An 18,889-nucleotide genomic window follows, 5' to 3' on the forward strand; every position below is an offset into this window, starting at 1 on the left:
AATAACATGAAAAAATACTTCTTCATAATGCTTTTATGTAATTATGTGCTTTACGCACAGGATTATAACTACAAAGTAGATATAATAGATTATGATTATAATTTTCTTGCAAATAGTGGACTCTGTGGAGAAAATAAACATGTACGACTTACTGTAACGGATGTAAATAATGTTACGCATACTGTTATTTTTACTCGTGATCCTAAAGTAGAAAAGAGAAAAATACTAACGAAGTATTTTGAGCATAAGCCAAAACAAATTCAGTTTTCATCATTTATTCATGAAAGAAGCTGGTTTAGTTGTGATGGCTACAGTGCAAGTGTGGGTAAAACAGATATACTCTCCTTTAATGCATCAAATATAGCATCAGGTTTTATGGATTTATATGATAGTAATGGAGGACAAGCAACTATTGACGTTAGTTTTAAATATAGCGCCGAAAAATTAAAGAAAGGGTTTAACTATAAAGTTGAGTATAACTTTGATCTTTCTAACAAGTCTAAAGAGTTATTTTTTCCATTTGATAGATATAAAGGGAGTTATTACTTAAAGTTACGTTCTTCTTTGCAAAGTAAAAGAATATATCTTGATAATGTTCAAATTACAAATATTACTGATCCTGAAATAATAAGAAACAAAAAGTATGATAGTATCATAAGATTTATTAGTCCTATGGAGTTTGCAGAGGCAAATTCAAAGATAAATTACAAAGCAACTTCTTCTTTTATATGTGACGGAGCAGTACAAGATGAAAATGGTTTTGTAAAAATGGATAATACTAGAAAAACTGTTATTTCAGAAGTATCTGGATGTTTGAAACATAATTATCTTTTTCCATATTGTGGTTCTTTAAGTATTAATTATGTTAACATTTATAGAATTTACGACGACCCTAGAATTTATAGTAGTAATTCTTTAGAGAAAGATCAAAAAGAAGCGTTTGATAATCTTTTGCTTAAAGATTGTCAGCCACTTAAATTTTATGTTAATGATTGTAATGAGGAATCCAGTTATGCTGTTGAATATAAATTAGAAACCAATGCTGATTGGAAAACTTATTTGCCCTATGAACGCAGAGCTAGTTTTTTTGAATTAAATACGGCGAATATCTCAGGTGCAACTATAGGTAAATCTTTGAAAGTTAGAATTAAGTACTATAATGAAGATTGCGAAAAATACTCTTATTTATGTAACGAACCACTAAGCTTTAGTATTATATCGTGTTCTCCAGAATTTTTGGCACTCTACAATCAGAAAAATTATTTTTGTTCTTATCAACGTGCAGATCTTGATGAGGGCAAAGTTTCGGTGAAATTGAGCAGGCCTATTGAATCTGCAGAGCAATTGGTGGTAACTTTATTTTATGTCGACGGAATGAACCGTAAGATTTTAGTAAACCAATTAAGTTCAATTCCTATCAATACATCAGATCCAATCATTCAATTTGATGATTTAGGAGGTGGAAATGTTGGTTTTGAATGGCCCGAGAAAATTTCTCCCACTAAAGGAACAGACGATTACTATTATTTCAGATATCAAACCTTAAACATAGGGGAATCTCCTCAAAAACCAGTAGAATCATCTCCTTTTTGGGATTCTTTGGAGAAGACAGATACGTTTCGATTGGATCAGCCAACAAATATAAGCTTTTCAGCAAGGCACAAAAAAGACCAGTCTTGCTATGGTGTAAACGACGGACAAATTGAAATCTATAATGTTAATGGGGGGACAGGTGAAGGATTTGAATATGAGCTTAATGGAAATGGAACATGGGTTCCTTTTAGTACTTCTGTTAATACAGCCAGAAACGTGGTAATAGGTAGCTTACCAAAAGGAAAATCAAGAATACGAGTACGGGATGGAAATAAATGTTTGGCTAAAAAAGAATAAGTAATATGAATTATCAAGGGAAAAATAAAAATACAATGAAGTATAAGTTTTTAGTAATAATGTTATTAATGATATCATGTAGCATTTTTTCTCAAACAGTAATAGTTGACGGGGATAATAATAAAATTATTGAATTAGAAATAAAAGGCCCCTCGGAAAAACTATCTGTTACCATTGTAAAAGCACAAGAAATAAAAGAGTATAATACCAATACAGGAATTATTGAGTTAAGTGTGGTGAAAGGAGGATGGGATACAGATTTAAATCCCTATACATATACCTGGTATAAAAACGATGTTCAAATGAGCCCGCAGCCTATTTTAGATCAGAATAATAAGATTAACGGGCTTTCGCATGGAGAATACCATGTGATAGCTAAAAGTAGAACCTGCCAAGCTACAAGTAATAAAATTAACTTAACCAATCCGCCAGAATTGAAAATTAGCACTTCTGTACATTTACCAATAGCTTGTTTTGAGGGAGAAGGACATATTAGAGCGTTAATAAAAGGAGGTTTTTCACCTAGTAGTGGAAATTACACAGTAAAACTTTATAAAAATGGTAACACTTCTATATTGCCTATTAAATATGTTAGTTATTCGAGTGCTACTAATCAAGTTGTTGATTTTGGACCCCTATTGGCTGGAAATTATAGAATAGAAGTTTCAGATAAATATATAAAAAAGAGTGCTACAGTAAATCTTGTAGAACCAACAAAACTATCGACACCAATAATTACTCCCAGTGATATTTCATGTAATGGAGGGAATGACGGAAAGATAAATGTGTCAATAACAGGAGGTATGATACCATATACTTTAATTCTTGATGGTATTGAACAATCAGTAAATTTCAATTCAACAAAAACAATAGCTAATTTAACTGCAAAAAATTATTCAGTACAAGTAAAAGATGCAAATGGATGTTTGTCGACTATTGTGCCAACCAAGCTTGAACAGCCTAGTGCCATAAAGGTTTCTAAGGTAAGCGATGGAAATCCAACTTTCGCAGGCGCAAGTGATGGATTTATTAATGTATCGGTTTTAGGTGGAACAGGAGCGTACTTTTATCAATGGTTTAAGAATAGTAGTTCTACTCCTTTTGCAACTACTCAGAATGTTTCAGGGCTAAAGGAAGGTTCGTATAAAGTAGTTGTAACTGATTCTAATAATTGTAATGAGGAGCTAGCAAATATTATATTGACAGATCCCGAACCACTTATCATTAAATTAAACAAGAGTGATGTTAAGTGTTTTGGAGAAGCATCAGGTACGATAACAGCCAATGTTGAAGGAGGGGCTAGCTCTACTTATCAATATGAATGGTTTAAAGTAGAAGGTACCAATACAACTTTTGGTACCAATACAGCTTCCGTTTTTAATTTAGGCATCGGAACTTACAAGGTTAAGGTTACAGTACTTTTAGCAGGAGTTCCTGTAGAGCAAAAAGAAAAAAGTATTGTTATCAACCAGCCAATACAGCCCCTTTCAATACAAGAAACAGTAGCCAATGTATTGTGTAAGGGAGGAGATACGGGAAGTATTGCATTAAATATTACAGGAGGAACCCCAGGGTATACCTACGAATGGTCTAATGGTGCAACAACGAAAGACATTGGAGGTTTAAGAGAGGGAAACTATACGGTTAAGATAACGGATAACAATCGCTGTTCCTTAGAAAAAACGATAACCATAGTGGAACCACTACAAGAGCTATCTGTTGGAATCGTAAATGCTCAAGATCCATTAGCATATGGTGGCACAGACGGAAGCATAAACATCAATGTTACAGGAGGTACTTTTCCTTATACATACGAATGGTTTAAAGATGGAGCAACAATTTCAATCGCATCAACCCCAAATTTAACGAATATAGGTAAAGGACGTTATGAAGTAAAAGTTAAAGATACAAATGGATGTTCAGAAACGTTGATTCATATTTTAGATGAACCAGAACAATTGGTGGCAGCTATTACTATTCCAAGCGATGGACGTTTATTTTGTTTTAACGATACTGATGGAAAAATGGAAGTAGCTGTTTCAGGAGGATTGCCTCCATATACCTATCATTGGTATGAAAAAGAAGCAGGAGGAGGAAAAATATTTATATCTGGCGCTACTGGAACAACATTGACAAATATTGCTGCAGGAGTTTACGGTATCGAGGTAACGGATAGAAATGGAAACGGTGTTAAAACGACCACTGAGTTAGAAATGATAAATCCGGCCTTGGTAGAAATTTCTTCTTCAAAAGTTACTAATGTGGCTTGTTTTGGAGATACAACTGGCGCAATAGAGGTAGCCTTAAGTGGAGGAAGTAGCTCGTATTTGTATCAATGGACTAAACAAGGGCAGGCTGATGTAATTGGTACAACTAATAAGCTCTCAAATATTCCTGTTGGAACCTACAAATTAAAAGTTACAGATAATTTAAATTGCCCTAATCCAGCAATTGAAAAAACATTTACGATTACGCAACCAGAAAAAATAGAAATAGAGAATGATACTCAGGTAAATTTATCAGGTTTTGAAACTAATAATGGAGAAATTAAAGTAGTAGCTGTAAAAGGAGGTGTTTTGCCCTACGCATATACGCTTAGATTAAAAAATAGTGTTGCTATCATTGGTACAACAAGCCATGTAACAGGATTGGCAGCAGCTACCTATGTAATGACTATTACAGATGCTAATAATTGTATCCTTCAAAAAGAATATACAATAACACAACCTGATAAATTAGAGGTAACATTAGCAATTGCAGATCCGATAGATTGTTTTGGTGGAAGAGGAACGATTAGGTCAAACGTTTCAGGAGGATTTTTAAAAATGAATGAAACCTACACATATCAATGGTTTGATTTGAACAACCCTACTACAGAAATAGGTAGTGCCTTTAAATTGACAAACTTTTCTGGAACCTATATGGTAAAAGTAACCGATTCTAATGGAAATACTGCACAAGCACAAATTTTATTACCTCAGAACAATCCACTCGCTATTAGCTATACTAAAACAGCGGTTAGTTGTTATAATGGAAATGATGCGAGTATTACACTTTCGGTAACTGGAGGAACCAATGCATACCGCTACGCGTGGAATAATGGAATGACGACTTCAACAATAACAGCATTAGCAGCAGGACGTTATACAGTGGTTGTGAAAGATGATAATAATTGTGAAATTTCAGCAACCATACTAATTTCTGAACCTAATGAATATAAGGCTACACCTACAGTATTTAACACACCAACAGGAGCAGGACTTAGTAATGGAAAAATAGCAGTTGATGTAATTGGAGGAACAGCGCCATATCAATTGGAATGGAGAGATGAGGATCTAAATCTTTTAGGAAATACGAATGCCATACAAAATCTTTCAGCAGGAAATTACACTTTAAAAGTAACAGATCAGCTTGGTTGCGAGCTTGTTGAGGTATATAATCTAGGAGAACCTGAACCTCTTACTGTCACTATTGAACAGAATGAAGAAATACAATGTAAAGGAAATAGTCAAGCATCCTTAAAAGCAGTGGCTAATGGAGGCGTCGGAGGAAATACCTATGTATGGTATTCCGCAAGTACCAATAACGTACTAGGCAACGGTCAGTTTATTTACAATTTACCATCAGGAAATTATTATGTAGTAGTTACCGATTTTAATAATAATGCAAGTAACAGCCAATCTTTTTTTGTTGCAGAACCTGAAATTTTAACGGCTACTCTTCAGTCCAATGCTACTGGATGTGGAATGAATAATGATTGGGAGATTACTCCCATAGTTAAAGGAGGAACACCGCCTTATTCGTACGCATGGAGTTCTGGAGAAACTAGCGCTGAACTGACGGATGCCTCATTAGGAACGTATTTTGTGTTAATAACAGATGCCAACGGATGTCAAACAACAGCAAGCATTACGTTAGAGAACAATTCTCCTCTCATAATTAACGAGACAATCACTGATATTAAATGCTACAATCAATGTAGTGGAGCAATCAATGTTGATATAGAAGGAGGAGAAGCACCTTTTACATTTCTTTGGAATAATGGAGCAACAACAAGTAGTATTGCTAATATATGCTCAGGAACCTATACTGTAACAGTGACCGATCAAAAGGGCTGTCAAATGAAAAAAGAATTTACGCTTGAAAACCCAGAAGAATTTGCTTTTGAACTAGTACCAAGCGAAGTTACCCTGTGTTCAGGAGAAAGCATTGAATACAATGTGGCACAAAGTAGCATTGCATCGTATAAATGGACATCTTCCAATGGGTTTAATAGTACTAGTAGCAATGTTATTTTAAGTGAGGAAGGCGTGTATACATTAACTGTAAAAACCAATGAAGGATGTGAGATATCGAAAAGTATTACTATAAACGCTTCCAATGCTATTATTGATGCACAGTTTATACTTACTTCTCAGGCATTTGTTGGGGAAGATATTGTTATTATAAACGTATCCAACCCGATCAGTGATACTATTTCTTGGCGTATACCTACCAACGTTAGTTTAGTTCAAGAGACAACGGAAGGTGTTGTATTGCGATTTCCAGCTCCAGGAAGCTATGAAGTCTCAATGATTTCTGAAGAAGGAAATTGTAGAAAAATGATAACTAAAGTGGTACAAGTTCACAAAGCAAGAACTATAGAAGATATTGGTGATATTGAAGGTCCATTAGTAAAAGAATTTAGCGTTTTTCCTAATCCGAATAAAGGAAACTTTAAGGTAACGATTACCTTAGAAAAAGAGGCTGAAATTTCTTTACGTCTTTTTAGTCTTTCTGCCAATACGATAATTGAAGATCAAATGTTATCTGGACAAAAAGAATATGAAGTTGATTATAATATTAATGTTCCTCCTGGAATATATATTATTCTTTTAGAATCGGCAAAAACAAGAAGAATTGCAAAAGTAATTATAGAATAAATGAAAAGAATAGTTATTTTATTGACATTGATAAGTGCTGTTTTTGCTTGTATTGATGAGGTAGCTTTACCAGTGAAAACAGCCTTTACTCATACCATTTTGAATAATGATTTAACGGCACCTGTAAGCGTTAAATTAGCCAATTCTACAACGGGAGCAGATACTTATAAATGGACATTTCAAGGAGGAAAACCCAATAATTCTAACCGCAAAAATCCGGGGGTAATAGTGTATGATGAACCAGGAGAATTTGTGATAAAACTTGAAGCATCTAATAGGGATGGAAGTGTTGACATACAAACGGACACTATAAGTATTAACCCAACAATTCATTTGGATTTTGACGTACAGGTTATAGAAAATAATTTTTCGCCTGTAGAAATTGCGATTACGAACAATACAACTGGAGCATTTTTCTTCGATTGGTTTTTTCAAGGAGGTTCTTTGCAAACTTCAAGAGAACAACATCCAAGTACGATTGTATTTACTACCCCTGGTGAGCATACAATACGATTAAGAGCAGGAAACGGATCGGAAGTACATACACTAGAGAAGACAGTTGAGGTATTTCCTTACTTAGAAGCTAATTTCGATTATTCTGTGGTTACGGAAGATGATGATTTTCAAATTCCAGTAAAAGTTAGTTTAACAAATCGAAGTATAAGCGCTACTCAGTTTAATTGGACCTTTGAAGGCGCTACAATTAATTCAAGTACCGACGAAAATATGGAAATTACGTTGGTAACACCAGGAACACATGCAATTAAACTGAAGGCTTCTAATAGCAAACAAGAAAAGGAAATTGTCAAAACGATTTCCGTTTATGAAAATACCAACATCAGAACATTTGAGAACTTAAAATTAGGGATAAATACGGCACATAATAACGGTAATATTGGTGCTTTCTTTTCGGCAGCGGATAGAAAAGTATATACTAAAAATGAAGTTACAGATGCAATCGGGTCTAAAATAGATATTGTATACTTCGGACTTAATGATAGTTTTACATTTAACAAGTTTGTAAGTCCAGATAAGGCACAGTCTACCGCTTTTTCTGTGATCCCCAATTCAGGAACTACCAAAATTATCAATTCTCAAGAACATTGTAATTGCCAAACTTCCATGTCGGTTTTAGAATTTGATACACTTAGGAATGATGTATTTTTTCAAAATACAACGATTCATGAAACAGCAGCAGGGCATCAAGAGTTTTCAGAGGTAGGTTTGCCAAGAATAGTATTATTTGAAACCGCAGATCAAAGAAAGGGCGCAATTAAAATTAAAGAGTTTGTAAAGCAAGGTGTCAATTCTTACATTGTAGTAGATATAAAAATTCAAAAAGAAGCTAAGTAATGTATTTTAAAGACGTAAAAGCATATAAAGAGTATTTGTTTTAGCCATGAATATATTTGAAAAAACAAAAAAATATCCAAAGGAAGAACGTTCTTTTTTAAGAAATCAAATGAGAAGAAGTTATAGAAAAATATGTCCAAATAGTGCAGAAGGCCACAGAAATTATTTATATGCAATACTATTTCTAAATAAAAATTTCGCATATAAACAGTTTCTTTTTACATCTTTCGTCGATAACATAAGAAACCGTAGCAATGTTATGCTTTATTTTTTTGCCTTGTTAAATGAAAAAATAATCCAGTTTAGTAGTACCAAATTTTCATTAACCGATAATATAAAATATATTCTTATGAAGTTGTCAGATGCCGATATGAAAAATAGCGAAACGCAAGTTTGGATCAATTTTTCTTTGGCTTGTGAATATATAGAGAATGAAACACATGGTATTTTGATGAAAGAGTCATTAGATGCAAGAAAATTGCTAGGATGTATGATTCAAAACCCTCAAAAAATTAAATAGTAATGAGAAAATTGTTAGAAATAGTACATTTATTTAATTGTTATTTTGTTCTGTATTTTGAAGGTTGTTTGAACAATTTAAAAAAGTTCAGCTTAGCAACTCATTGGCAACAAAAAACAAGTCTACTAAATAATAGAAAGATTAAAAATTGCTTTTTGAAAACCAGTTTGCTATTAACCATTCTGGTAACCTCCCTTCAAACCAATGCACAAACCTATCCAGTGCAAGTAACACCACAAATAGTACCTCCGTACAGCATTAAACTATCTGATTATGCAACCACAACAAGTGAAAAGCTATTTGTTAATCTGCTACTAACAGATATTAATGAAATAGGAAGGCGTGTTCGATTAAAAATGCAAATCAAAGGGCAAGGACTGACCATTATATCCAATGATTTAATTATAGGAGAAGCTCCTATATTTTTAGACGGAGGTGTTAATTTAAGGCTATCAAATCTTGACTTACAAGCTTATTTTCGTCAAAATAATCTAACAGGAATTACGCCACAACGATTCAATACGCCATTACCCAACGGACCTTACGAATTTTGTTTTGAGGTATATGATTATTTTACCAATAGAAAGATATCTAACAACGGATGTACTACTATTTATCTTATTCAAAATGATCCGCCCATTTTAAATTTACCTTTCAGAGATAATGTTGTTACGGCGATGAATCCACAGAATGTAATTTTTACCTGGACACCCCGCCATACAAACGCTCCAAACGTTCAGTATGAATTTACTTTAAAAGAGCTTTGGGACATACAAAACCCTCAAGCAAATTTTTTAGGTTCAGTACCTTTTTATCAAACTACCACACAAAGCACCACTTTATTAGTAGGTCCGGAAGCACCACAAATGCTTTCTGGTAAAATGTACGGTTGGCAAGTAAGAGCTTTTGTAAGTGATGGTGTTGAAGAAACCGCTGTATTTAAAAACGATGGAAAAAGTGAGATTTTTTGGTTTAGATATTTAGAAGATTGTACGTCGCCTTCATTCGTCATATCACAAGCCTTAAATTCGGAATCAGTTCGTGTTAACTGGCAACTATCAGATCATATAAAATACCAAATTCAATACCGAAAAAAGGGATTTGGAGAAGCAGATTGGTTTAGCACTGAGAGTTACACCAACGAGGGCACGATTTACAATTTAGAACCCAATACCATTTATGAATTTAGAGTGGGAGGAGAGTGCACACCGTTATCAGGATATGCATATTCAAACATTCAAGAATTTACGACACCGTCTAATGATGAAGCAGCGTATTACAACTGCGGATTCACCCCAGAGATAGACATTTCTAATACCGATCCATTACCAAGTTTAAAACCGAATGATACCTTTACAGCGGGTGATTTTCCTGTTGTAGTAAGAGAGGTTTCGGGAGGAAACGGTGTTTTTTCGGGTTGGGGCTATGTAACCTTGCCTTTTTTAGAAAACATTAAAGAGATTATTGATGCGGTAAATATTGCAACAGGTGATTTGATAGATGAGAATGATGATTTACAGGATGTTAATTTAGGTAAATACACTAGGATTAAAGTGTTTTTTGAAGGGATAGAAATAAATACAAGTAAGCAGCTTATTCAGGGAGTAGTTGTTACAGATTACGATCCAACATGGAGTGGTATAATTGATTTAGATGAGTCTTTTGATGAAGTTTTAGAACTTATTGATGATGTTTTTGGAGATGATCCATCAGATGATCCTTCTACTTCGGATAATTCAGACGCAACAGATAATGATACTCAAATTGAAGGTTCGGGCGAAAATCAAGAAGAAACACCGCCATCAGACACACCTGATACACCCGATACACCTGATACACCCGTTACTTCAGAAGATCCTCCTCCACCTGGAGGTGGAAATCCACCTCAAGATACCTCCGATGATCCTCCTCAAGAGGGATCTAATGATGATAATAACGAACTAGTCATAGAATATCAGAATAAAGATTATTCTGATAAGGACATCATTACTATTCCCTTTAATAGAAAATTAGAAAAGCAAAATTTTATTTTAAAAAATGTTAAAGAGGATTCAAGGATAGAATGGAGTTTTCATAAAAGTTTTAATGCAGTTTCCGCTGAAAAGTCTTTAGGTCAGGGAAAATCAAAAAAGATTGATGTGGTCAATGATATAAATGAAACAATTGTTTTGCAAGCTGAATATTGGGAGGAGAAATCGGATTACCCTAACGATAATTCAAAAAAAATAAGAATAAAATTAAATATACCACGTAAAAAGTTTAAGTTTGAGGGTTTACTTGCTAGACACAAGAAGTATAGATTGGCAAAATCAGGACAAGTTTTATATTTAGTCCAAAAACCTACGTTACCCGAAGATTTCCAAGAAGTTAATTTCGAAATAAAAACTTCGCCTAAAGTATATAAAAATCAAATCAGAAGAACTGATATTAAATGGAGTTTTGATGGTACAAATTCATTTGATAATTATGGAGAGAAAAAAATAAAACGAAATTTAAGAGCTAGAGAAGCAGAATATGAAACCAGTGTAACTACAGGGTATCAGAATCAAACAGAGAGAAGTGTTGATATAAAATGGATAAAAGAGGATAAACAAACTCACAAAGTAATCCCACCAGCTATACAGTCTCAAGTAGAAGATATATTTGAAAAAGTAAAAACAATAAAAAAAATTATTGATAGGTATACAAGTGACAGAATAAAGATAGAACCAAAAATCGAAATAAAAGGTACTCAGCGAAATAAAGAAGATAAAGAAACTAGATTTTATAAAACTATAAGAGACGGTAGTATTGAAGCTAAAGTTGATGTTAAGTATAAAGTAAAATTGCCTCCTCCTTATTCATGGGAACTAAAAATACCATTTAGTAACATTAATTTGGGGAAAATAGGAGCTTTTATAGATCTTAAAGCGAGTATAGGAATTTCTGGTGTCCTGACATACGAAAAGAGAAATGATAAAGATTACTTTAAGAAAACAAAAAACACAATACAAGCGAAAGGGAGTGGTGGCGCAGAGTTTGGAGTTAAAGCAGATATTTTATCGAATGTAGAAAATGTAACGATTGAGATTAAGGCTTATGGAAAAGCTACTCTAAACGTGGCAGGGAAATTAGTAATTAAGAGCAATGATGATATTGAATTTAAACCAACTATCTATTTTGATCCTTTAATTGGGGCTTTTAAAGGAAAAATTATGGCTGGAGGTATTACAGTTTTTGACCAAAGTCATGAATGGCAACTATTAGATAGATTTACTATATATCCTAAAAGAAATGATTAATGGAAAACAATTTTATATATAAAAAGACAAAAAGGAAATCATTAATTTTATTTCTATTTCTTTTTACAGGAACATTACCCGCTTTTTTGTTTTTGTACATGGGACTTTATTCATTAAATATTTTTAAAAATGCTGGCCTATATAAAATTGGGCTATTTTATATGAAAAAAATTGAATGTGGAGATGGTCATGGAACTGACGATTTTAATTGTTACGGGTATGGTACGATAAATGAAAATAAAGAAAAAGTCATGGTCAATTTAGGAAAAACTCCAGGGGTAAGTTCTTTCAGTAAGGAAAATTATGCGGATTTATCTTCTGATACCATAATGGTGTTTTATCGTCCAGATTTTAAGCAAACCATATTAAAAAAAGAAAATGAGCAAAAGTTGGATAAAAATAGGTATTTAAGAAAAGGGTTAATGGAACTAATTTATCCAATTTTAGTATATCCATTAATAGTATTTTATTTCAGAAAAACAAATAGAAAATTAAAGCAATTAGAGAATGAATAAATTATATTTTAATTTTTGTGTGGTCTTATTTATGATCCACTTTTTTTCCTTTGGGCAAGAGAAAAGTTTAGGTGCTAGAATTATTTTAAGTACGAATAACATTACTGAAACTAATTTTTACGTTTATAAACCGAGTTTTAAATCGAAACCTATATATAATAGTATTAATGAAGTTAAAAACTCTTATCCAGAAGAATTAATGAGTTCTATTTTAAGTGCTAATTCTCAGGAATGGGTAAATTATAATACGTTAGGAGGAGAAAAGAATGCCGATAAAAAAAGTGAATCTCATTTTAATAAAGTCAATAACTACAATAAAGATAAAACTTATTTTGAACTTCAAGCTAAATTAGAATTTAATTCTAATGGAAGTAAAATTGCTATTGTCAAATTTTATTTTCATCAACAAGATAAAGAGAAACCCGTGGCTGGTGCTTTAATAATGCAAAGGTCAGAAGAGGTATGGAAGGTTACATCAAAGCCTTATTTAACTCAGATTGCGATGGCTTTAATGGTTTTTAAACCAGACGTAATGGAAAGGTTATTGTCAAATAATCCCAAGAATGAGTTTGAAAAGGAATTACTAAAAAGTGTTTATAAAGATGGGTTTAGTTTTGAATTATTATTAAAACAAAATTTAACAAATGAGCAAAAAGAATATTTCACGAACCCTTTAAATTGGTAGAAATGTTAAAATACTTAATATTTATTCTATTCCCTATATGTTTGTTTTCACAGAATGTTGATTACTCAAAGTTCATAGGGAATAAAGTCAAAATTAATAAAGTTGGAGAATTGGATAAGCCTTATTTACTTTCTTACAAAATACTAAATAATGATAGAGACTCTATATTATATGATGTTATAGGTAAACAAGATTTAGAATCTAAATTAATACTTGATAAACAGAATATTTTTCTTAATAACATAGGTGAATCTAATAGTAATGGTATTAATTTAATTTTAAAGTTTTCTTTTTCTCATAATGAAGGTTTAATTTCTTTTATAAAATACAAAGAAATTTTAGATGGAATTAAATCTAGGCCTAAAATTCAAGGATATATAAGAAGGGGAGATACTTGGTTGAAATTGGAGAATGAAAAATTTGAAAATGTTATATATGTTATAAAGAATTTAAAAATTATTTCTTTTTGGGAATTTTACAGTAAAGAAAATAATGAAAACTTTCCGAAAATAAATAAACTAAAACCATTAGTAAAAGATTCAAATGGAGTATTAAACATAGATAAACTTGCAAAGGTTATTAAGGATAACAAAAGTTTATTATTTGAATATTTGGACAATTGAGTTGCTAAGAAAGAGAGAATACATAATAATCCGATAGCGCGGATTTGCAATCCGTGCCGATAACGAGTAAGCAATACCAATAAAGTTATTGTAAAACTGTTAGATAATTTGGTTAAATAGTATAACAGAACAAGAAGTAAGAATGTCAACAAAATATAAAGTAACCGACATAACACAAGCTTATTTTATAACAATTACAACAGTAGGTTGGGTAGATAAATAGTAGTTATGTAGCTTATGAAGAAGATAATAAAGAAGTGTCTAATGTTAATATAGCTCCACTATGGTAGATATAAATTATAAAAATAAAATAGGCACTCGTTGCAAAAGAGTACTAGAAGGGTTTAAAAAAATGAATTTTTTTGGAGGTAAATATATAATTTTTAGTAATGATTTTAATTTATTGAATTGTATAAGCAAGATGCCTGTATTAACTGTGAATGATAAAATGAAATTAGTCGTACATGTAGTTTTATTTCTATATAGTTTTGTTACTTTTAGCCAACACACTTATTTATTACAGTATGAAGCTACATTTACTACATCATCCTCACAACCTACTTGGCATAATACAATTTATTATGTCAATAATGGTGTAGATAAAGAAATATATGATGTTACTTCAATAGAAAAAGAAGCTTCAGTAAATATATTTTATATTTTTACAACAAATAATCCTATAACAAGCTTAAAGGCTAAATCAGTATCAGTCTCTGGAACCTTAACTTCATGTACATCGATTGCTTCTCTCAGTCCAATACAAACATTTGATAGATGCTCTTCAAATTCGAGTTTTATTATGAAAGCCGTAAATGGAAACCGGTGTAATAATGCGTTGATCACAAAATTTAAATTGATTGAAATAGAGGATTTTAAGGTTGTGAATAATTTTAACACGGTAAATAATGATATAAAGTCTTGTGAAACTAAAAGCCTAATTATGCCAACCAATTGTAATTATGCCTTAGAGTATAATATACCAAATAATTTAGATTGGGAGGAACTTTTAACATATGGGAATAATGCAAGTATAGTTAACATATCACAAGATGATTTTTTGGGATTACAAGAAGGTGAAAATCTTCAATTAAGAGTTCGATATTCTTCATTAAAGGGTGAAATTGATATCAATGCATATTCAAGTACACTAACCTATAAATTGGTAGGTTGCTCCCCCCAACTCCAAGGACCAGTTGTACCTCAAAAAACCTCCTGTAGTTATAAAAACGATGGTTCCTTCACCCTAAATTTTGATAGAGATTTAAATTCAGGAGAACAGTTAGCAATAACCCTGTTTCAGAAGAATACTATTAATGGAGCGTTTGATATTATACCAGCGGGAGGGCAAATTTTAGATATTTCAACATTGAGTAATAAAAGTTATACTTGGCCAAATAATTTAACAGCTGGGCAATATAAACTAAAATACCAATCACATACCGGAAGTTTATCGGGAGACGATCCTTCATGGACAGGAAATAGCTTGGAAACGGTAGATTTAACTATTGGAAATGCTGCTCCTGTTAATTTTTCTATTACTAGCAGCGCTACTGAAAGTTGTTTTGATAGTAATGATGGCTATATAGAACTACAAGGGAGTAGAGAGTCTGATAGGTCTTTGTTTTATCAATATTCAACCAATGGAGGAATTAGTTATAGCAATTGGCTTCCATTTTTAAATACGAACACCACGAGAATAAGTGGTTTGGGAAAAGGTAATTATAGAATAAAAGTAAGAGATAGTCAAAATTGCATGGCAAAAAAATAAGAAAAAGAGATTAAAAATATGTATAAGAAATATAGGATGATGAGGTGTTTGTTGATTAAAAAAATTACTATTATCTGTTGTGGATTTCAATTTGGTGGACAGTTGATGGCACAACAAATTGATTTTGGAAACATTGGAAGGGGAAAACCCTTTAAGGTAAGTGGTACAGTAGCTGCTAATACAGTTTATTATAACTCAAACCAAAACAGTGCTAGAGCGCCGTTTACTTATTTTTTGCAAGGTAGCTTAAACTTTAATATATATGAGTTTTCTGTTCCTGTGACATACAGTTATTCTAACCAAGGTGGAGATCTAGAATACCAACTACCTTTCAATTTTAACCGACTAAGTTTACATCCTAAGTACAAATGGATTCAGGCGCACATAGGTGACGTAACCATGAGTTTTTCTCCATATACATTAGCAGGGCATCAATTTACAGGAGGAGGAATAGAGTTAACCCCTAAAGGAGGTTTTAGTTTCTCTGCAATGTATGGAAGACTTTTAAAAGCTACTGAGGATAACGATGATAATAGAACACAGCCTGCCTTTAAAAGAATGGGGTATGGTGCAAAAGTGGGCTATCAAAAAGAGAAATACTATGCTGAAATTATAGGGTTTTATGCTAAAGATGAATTAAACTCAATCAATAGAGTGCCAGATGAAAAAAGAGTTTTACCAAAAGAAAACTTGGTGTTGAGCATAGGAGGAGGCGTAACAGTAATGGATGGGTTACAGTTTAAAGGTGAGTTTGCTTCTACAGCAATTACACAAGATTTAAGAGCAGAGGAAGTCAATACCAGTAAAGGAATAGCAGGAGTATTATTTAATAATCGAGCTTCAACAGAGTTTTACAAAGCATTTAGAACAGAAATGGAATATACTTTTTCTAAGTATAAATTTGGAGTGGGTTATGAACGGATTGATCCTGGTTATCAAACTTTAGGAGGCTATTTCTTTAATAATGATTTTGAAAACATAACTTTAAACGGAGCGACCTCTATTTTTAAAAATAAAATAAACCTTTCTTTTAATATAGGTTATCAGAGAGATGATTTGGAGAACCAAAAGCAAACGAATACTAGCAGAACTGTAGGGAGTGTTAATGCGACGTATGCTATGAATAAAAAAGTTAATATTTCAGGGAGTTACTCTAACTTTACAACATTTACAAACAATAGGCTAGATCAATTTGATAATATCAACGATGATAATTTATTAGATAATCAAGATGAATTGTTTAATTACAAGCAATTATCCCAAAATGCTAATATAAATGTTGCCTACATTATAGAAAACACAAAAAAAAGAAGGCAAAATTTAAATACGAATTATTCTTTGGCAACGGTAGCAAATGAAGAAAATGGTGTCGTAAGGGTAGGAAATGGGTCTACGTTTCATAATTTTAATACTTCTTATACTCTAGGGTTACCGAAGAAAAAGATAAATATAACATCAGCTATTAATACAACTTATAACACCATTGGCAGGGAAGATGCTTTCACATGGGGGCCTACTTTTGCAGTAAACAAGCGCTTTTTAAAAGATCAAGTAAATACCACAATAAGCACATCGTATAATCAGAGTAAAAATAAAACCAGCAACACAAGTGCGGCAAATATTCGAGCAAATGCGAATTATGTTTATAAGAAAAAGCATAATTTTAATTTAAGTGCTATTCAGCTTTTTAGAAATAGCCGTCAAAGAAATACACAAGATTTAACCATAACTTTTGGGTATAATTATGCCTTTGACCTGTCTGCTAAAAAACGTGTGAGTGATCAGAGTAGTAAAGGAACAAAAACCTTTGGTTTTAAGTATAAAACACACGTATTTAAGGGAGAGCCAAATGAAATTACACCAGAAGTTTTAGCTGTTGCAAACGATGCTAAATTTGAAGAAATTAATAAAGTAACTGAGATTTCTGAGACGTTAAGTCAACTTAAACAGGAAGTACAAAATGCTGAATTAAAATCAAAATCGAAATATAGAAAGCAAGCTGTAAAATATTTAGATTACTTGTATGAAAATCAGGATTACATAGATACTTATTACAACTTGGCTTTTAATGGTCTTAAAAAATTATACAATGAAGCAAAAAAAATAGAATGGCTCGTTGAAAAAAGATATGATAGAGCAAGAAGTGTTTATAATAATAGTCATAGAAAAGAAAGTAAAAAAATGAAGCAATTTCTTTCAAAAAGAAAAAGCGCCTATAAAGCAAATAAATTTATGTTAGCAAAATTGGAAAATTTTAAAAAAATAGATTTGTATGCCTCAGAAGGGATGCTTTACGATTTTAAACATACTCATCTAAATACAATTCTAGGAATGTTAAAAGAGGGTAAAACAAAAACGGAAGTAGCTATATATTTAGAGATAGCATTTGCCAAATTCTATCATAAACTTAGTGATACGTATGAAGTACAGAAGTGATGAATAAAAATTATCGAAAATGTTTACAGAAAAACTGCGCATCAACAATTAACAGAATTAAGTAATAGTTAGTATAGAATGGTTAATACGCAGATAATAAAACTAAATGATACTCAAAGTTAAATAAATTATTAAATAAAAGGACATTTTTATTCATTTATTTTTGATAATTATTGAGGACATTGTTTATTTTATTGGAGTAGGTAAATTATTGATAAATAATTTTTTGTTTCGCGCTTTTTTACCTTAATAAACGTTTTTTAGTTGATTATCTGATCGTTTTGGATAATTTTAAAACAACGTTCTTCACCTAAAAATTTGGGATCACCAAATTCTTCTGACCAAAAGCCATCCAAAATAGTTGCCGTAAGACATTTATAAAAGACAACCCCTTTATAAACAAGCGAATCTTCTCCCTGATACCAAAAATTGATAACTAAAACAGCATTCTTAAAAAAACCATTACCGAACTGAAGTTGATTTCCAATAATCCATTTTGCATTAATTCTTTTGTTCTCATCCAAAGATAAGTTTAGAGTACCCTTGTAACTACTTTGCTCAATATTTTGGTTTTTACCAATGATTGAATAATCACCCACCAAATTTTCTAGTTGCATCATATAGCAGGTAAAAATAAAGTAAATTTTATTTTGAAGGTCTATTTTGTACAATTTAATGTTGAAACTATTTAAAAGAAAAGAACGTTTTGCTGGATGAACTTTTAAAGTAAAAATAAATTATTAGAATTTATGAGAAATAATTTGTAAAAAAGTTTTTTTTATGTTTAATCTATTTTTTTAACAAAAAATGCAAAAATTATTTTATTTTTTAATATAAAAATATGATATATTCGCCTCGGTTTGAGTTTATTAGAGTGATATTGTATCTCAGACCCA

The 18,889-nt window shown here is 31.9% G+C and carries 11 protein-coding genes; 10 read left to right on the forward strand and 1 reads right to left on the reverse strand.

What is annotated here, in order from left to right; translation table 11 throughout:
• Positions 1-6 precede the first annotated feature (6 nt).
• The 10 genes from ACSIGE_RS00535 to ACSIGE_RS00580 all read left to right on the forward strand — a co-directional run bounded on the left by ACSIGE_RS00535 (position 7) and on the right by ACSIGE_RS00580 (position 17,993).
• Positions 7-1,890 carry a SprB repeat-containing protein gene (locus tag ACSIGE_RS00535; protein ID WP_440880849.1) on the forward strand — a complete coding sequence of 628 codons (1,884 nt, stop codon included), beginning with the start codon at positions 7-9 and terminating at the stop codon, positions 1,888-1,890.
• Between the two features lie 5 nt (positions 1,891-1,895).
• Positions 1,896-6,812 carry a T9SS type A sorting domain-containing protein gene (locus ACSIGE_RS00540; protein ID WP_440880850.1) on the forward strand — a complete coding sequence of 1,639 codons (4,917 nt, stop codon included), beginning with the start codon at positions 1,896-1,898 and terminating at the stop codon, positions 6,810-6,812.
• Positions 6,813-8,165 carry a PKD domain-containing protein gene (locus tag ACSIGE_RS00545; RefSeq protein WP_440880851.1) on the forward strand — a complete coding sequence of 451 codons (1,353 nt, stop codon included), beginning with the start codon at positions 6,813-6,815 and terminating at the stop codon, positions 8,163-8,165.
• Positions 8,166-8,211: 46 nt separating this feature from the next.
• Entirely contained in the window at positions 8,212-8,685 is a 474-nt protein-coding gene (locus ACSIGE_RS00550; protein ID WP_440880852.1) for a hypothetical protein, read from the forward strand.
• Between the two features lie 155 nt (positions 8,686-8,840).
• On the forward strand, positions 8,841-11,966 hold the full coding sequence (locus ACSIGE_RS00555) for a fibronectin type III domain-containing protein (RefSeq protein WP_440880853.1): 3,126 nt from the start codon (positions 8,841-8,843) through the stop codon (positions 11,964-11,966).
• Between the two features lie 161 nt (positions 11,967-12,127).
• Positions 12,128-12,481: a hypothetical protein gene (locus ACSIGE_RS00560; RefSeq protein WP_440880854.1), complete on the forward strand. Its 354-nt coding sequence runs from the start codon at positions 12,128-12,130 to the stop codon at positions 12,479-12,481.
• Positions 12,474-13,166: a hypothetical protein gene (locus ACSIGE_RS00565; protein ID WP_440880855.1), complete on the forward strand. Its 693-nt coding sequence runs from the start codon at positions 12,474-12,476 to the stop codon at positions 13,164-13,166. The genes ACSIGE_RS00560 and ACSIGE_RS00565 overlap by 8 nt, the downstream gene beginning before the upstream one ends.
• A 2-nt stretch (positions 13,167-13,168) precedes the next feature.
• Positions 13,169-13,789, forward strand: a complete 621-nt coding sequence (locus ACSIGE_RS00570) for a hypothetical protein (protein WP_440880856.1) — start codon at positions 13,169-13,171, stop codon at positions 13,787-13,789.
• A 283-nt stretch (positions 13,790-14,072) separates the two neighbouring features.
• Positions 14,073-15,557 (forward strand): hypothetical protein, encoded by a 1,485-nt coding sequence (locus ACSIGE_RS00575; protein ID WP_440880857.1) that lies wholly within the window; start codon positions 14,073-14,075, stop codon positions 15,555-15,557.
• Positions 15,558-15,575: 18 nt separating this feature from the next.
• Positions 15,576-17,993, forward strand: a complete 2,418-nt coding sequence (locus ACSIGE_RS00580) for a hypothetical protein (protein ID WP_440880858.1) — start codon at positions 15,576-15,578, stop codon at positions 17,991-17,993.
• A gap of 260 nt (positions 17,994-18,253) precedes the next feature.
• On the opposite strand, the gene ACSIGE_RS00585 is transcribed toward ACSIGE_RS00580, so the two are convergent.
• A complete protein-coding gene (locus tag ACSIGE_RS00585) occupies positions 18,254-18,610 on the reverse strand; it encodes a hypothetical protein (protein ID WP_440880859.1) in 357 nt (118 codons plus the stop codon).
• Between the last annotated feature and the right edge of the window lie 279 nt (positions 18,611-18,889).

Source organism: Tenacibaculum profundi (assembly GCF_052050075.1).
GTDB lineage: Bacteria > Bacteroidota > Bacteroidia > Flavobacteriales > Flavobacteriaceae > Polaribacter.

Bases quoted from the DNA above. Each gene is read 5' to 3' on its own strand.
- ACSIGE_RS00535 (WP_440880849.1), top strand. From the start codon at position 7: ATGAAAAAATACTTCTTCATAATGCTTTTATGTAATTATGTGCTTTAC.
- ACSIGE_RS00540 (WP_440880850.1), top strand. From the start codon at position 1,896: ATGAATTATCAAGGGAAAAATAAAAATACAATGAAGTATAAGTTTTTA.
- ACSIGE_RS00545 (WP_440880851.1), top strand. From the start codon at position 6,813: ATGAAAAGAATAGTTATTTTATTGACATTGATAAGTGCTGTTTTTGCT.
- ACSIGE_RS00550 (WP_440880852.1), top strand. From the start codon at position 8,212: ATGAATATATTTGAAAAAACAAAAAAATATCCAAAGGAAGAACGTTCT.
- ACSIGE_RS00560 (WP_440880854.1), top strand. From the start codon at position 12,128: ATGAAAAAAATTGAATGTGGAGATGGTCATGGAACTGACGATTTTAAT.
- ACSIGE_RS00565 (WP_440880855.1), top strand. From the start codon at position 12,474: ATGAATAAATTATATTTTAATTTTTGTGTGGTCTTATTTATGATCCAC.
- ACSIGE_RS00570 (WP_440880856.1), top strand. From the start codon at position 13,169: ATGTTAAAATACTTAATATTTATTCTATTCCCTATATGTTTGTTTTCA.
- ACSIGE_RS00575 (WP_440880857.1), top strand. From the start codon at position 14,073: ATGGTAGATATAAATTATAAAAATAAAATAGGCACTCGTTGCAAAAGA.
- ACSIGE_RS00580 (WP_440880858.1), top strand. From the start codon at position 15,576: ATGTATAAGAAATATAGGATGATGAGGTGTTTGTTGATTAAAAAAATT.
- ACSIGE_RS00585 (WP_440880859.1), bottom strand. From the start codon at position 18,610: ATGCAACTAGAAAATTTGGTGGGTGATTATTCAATCATTGGTAAAAAC.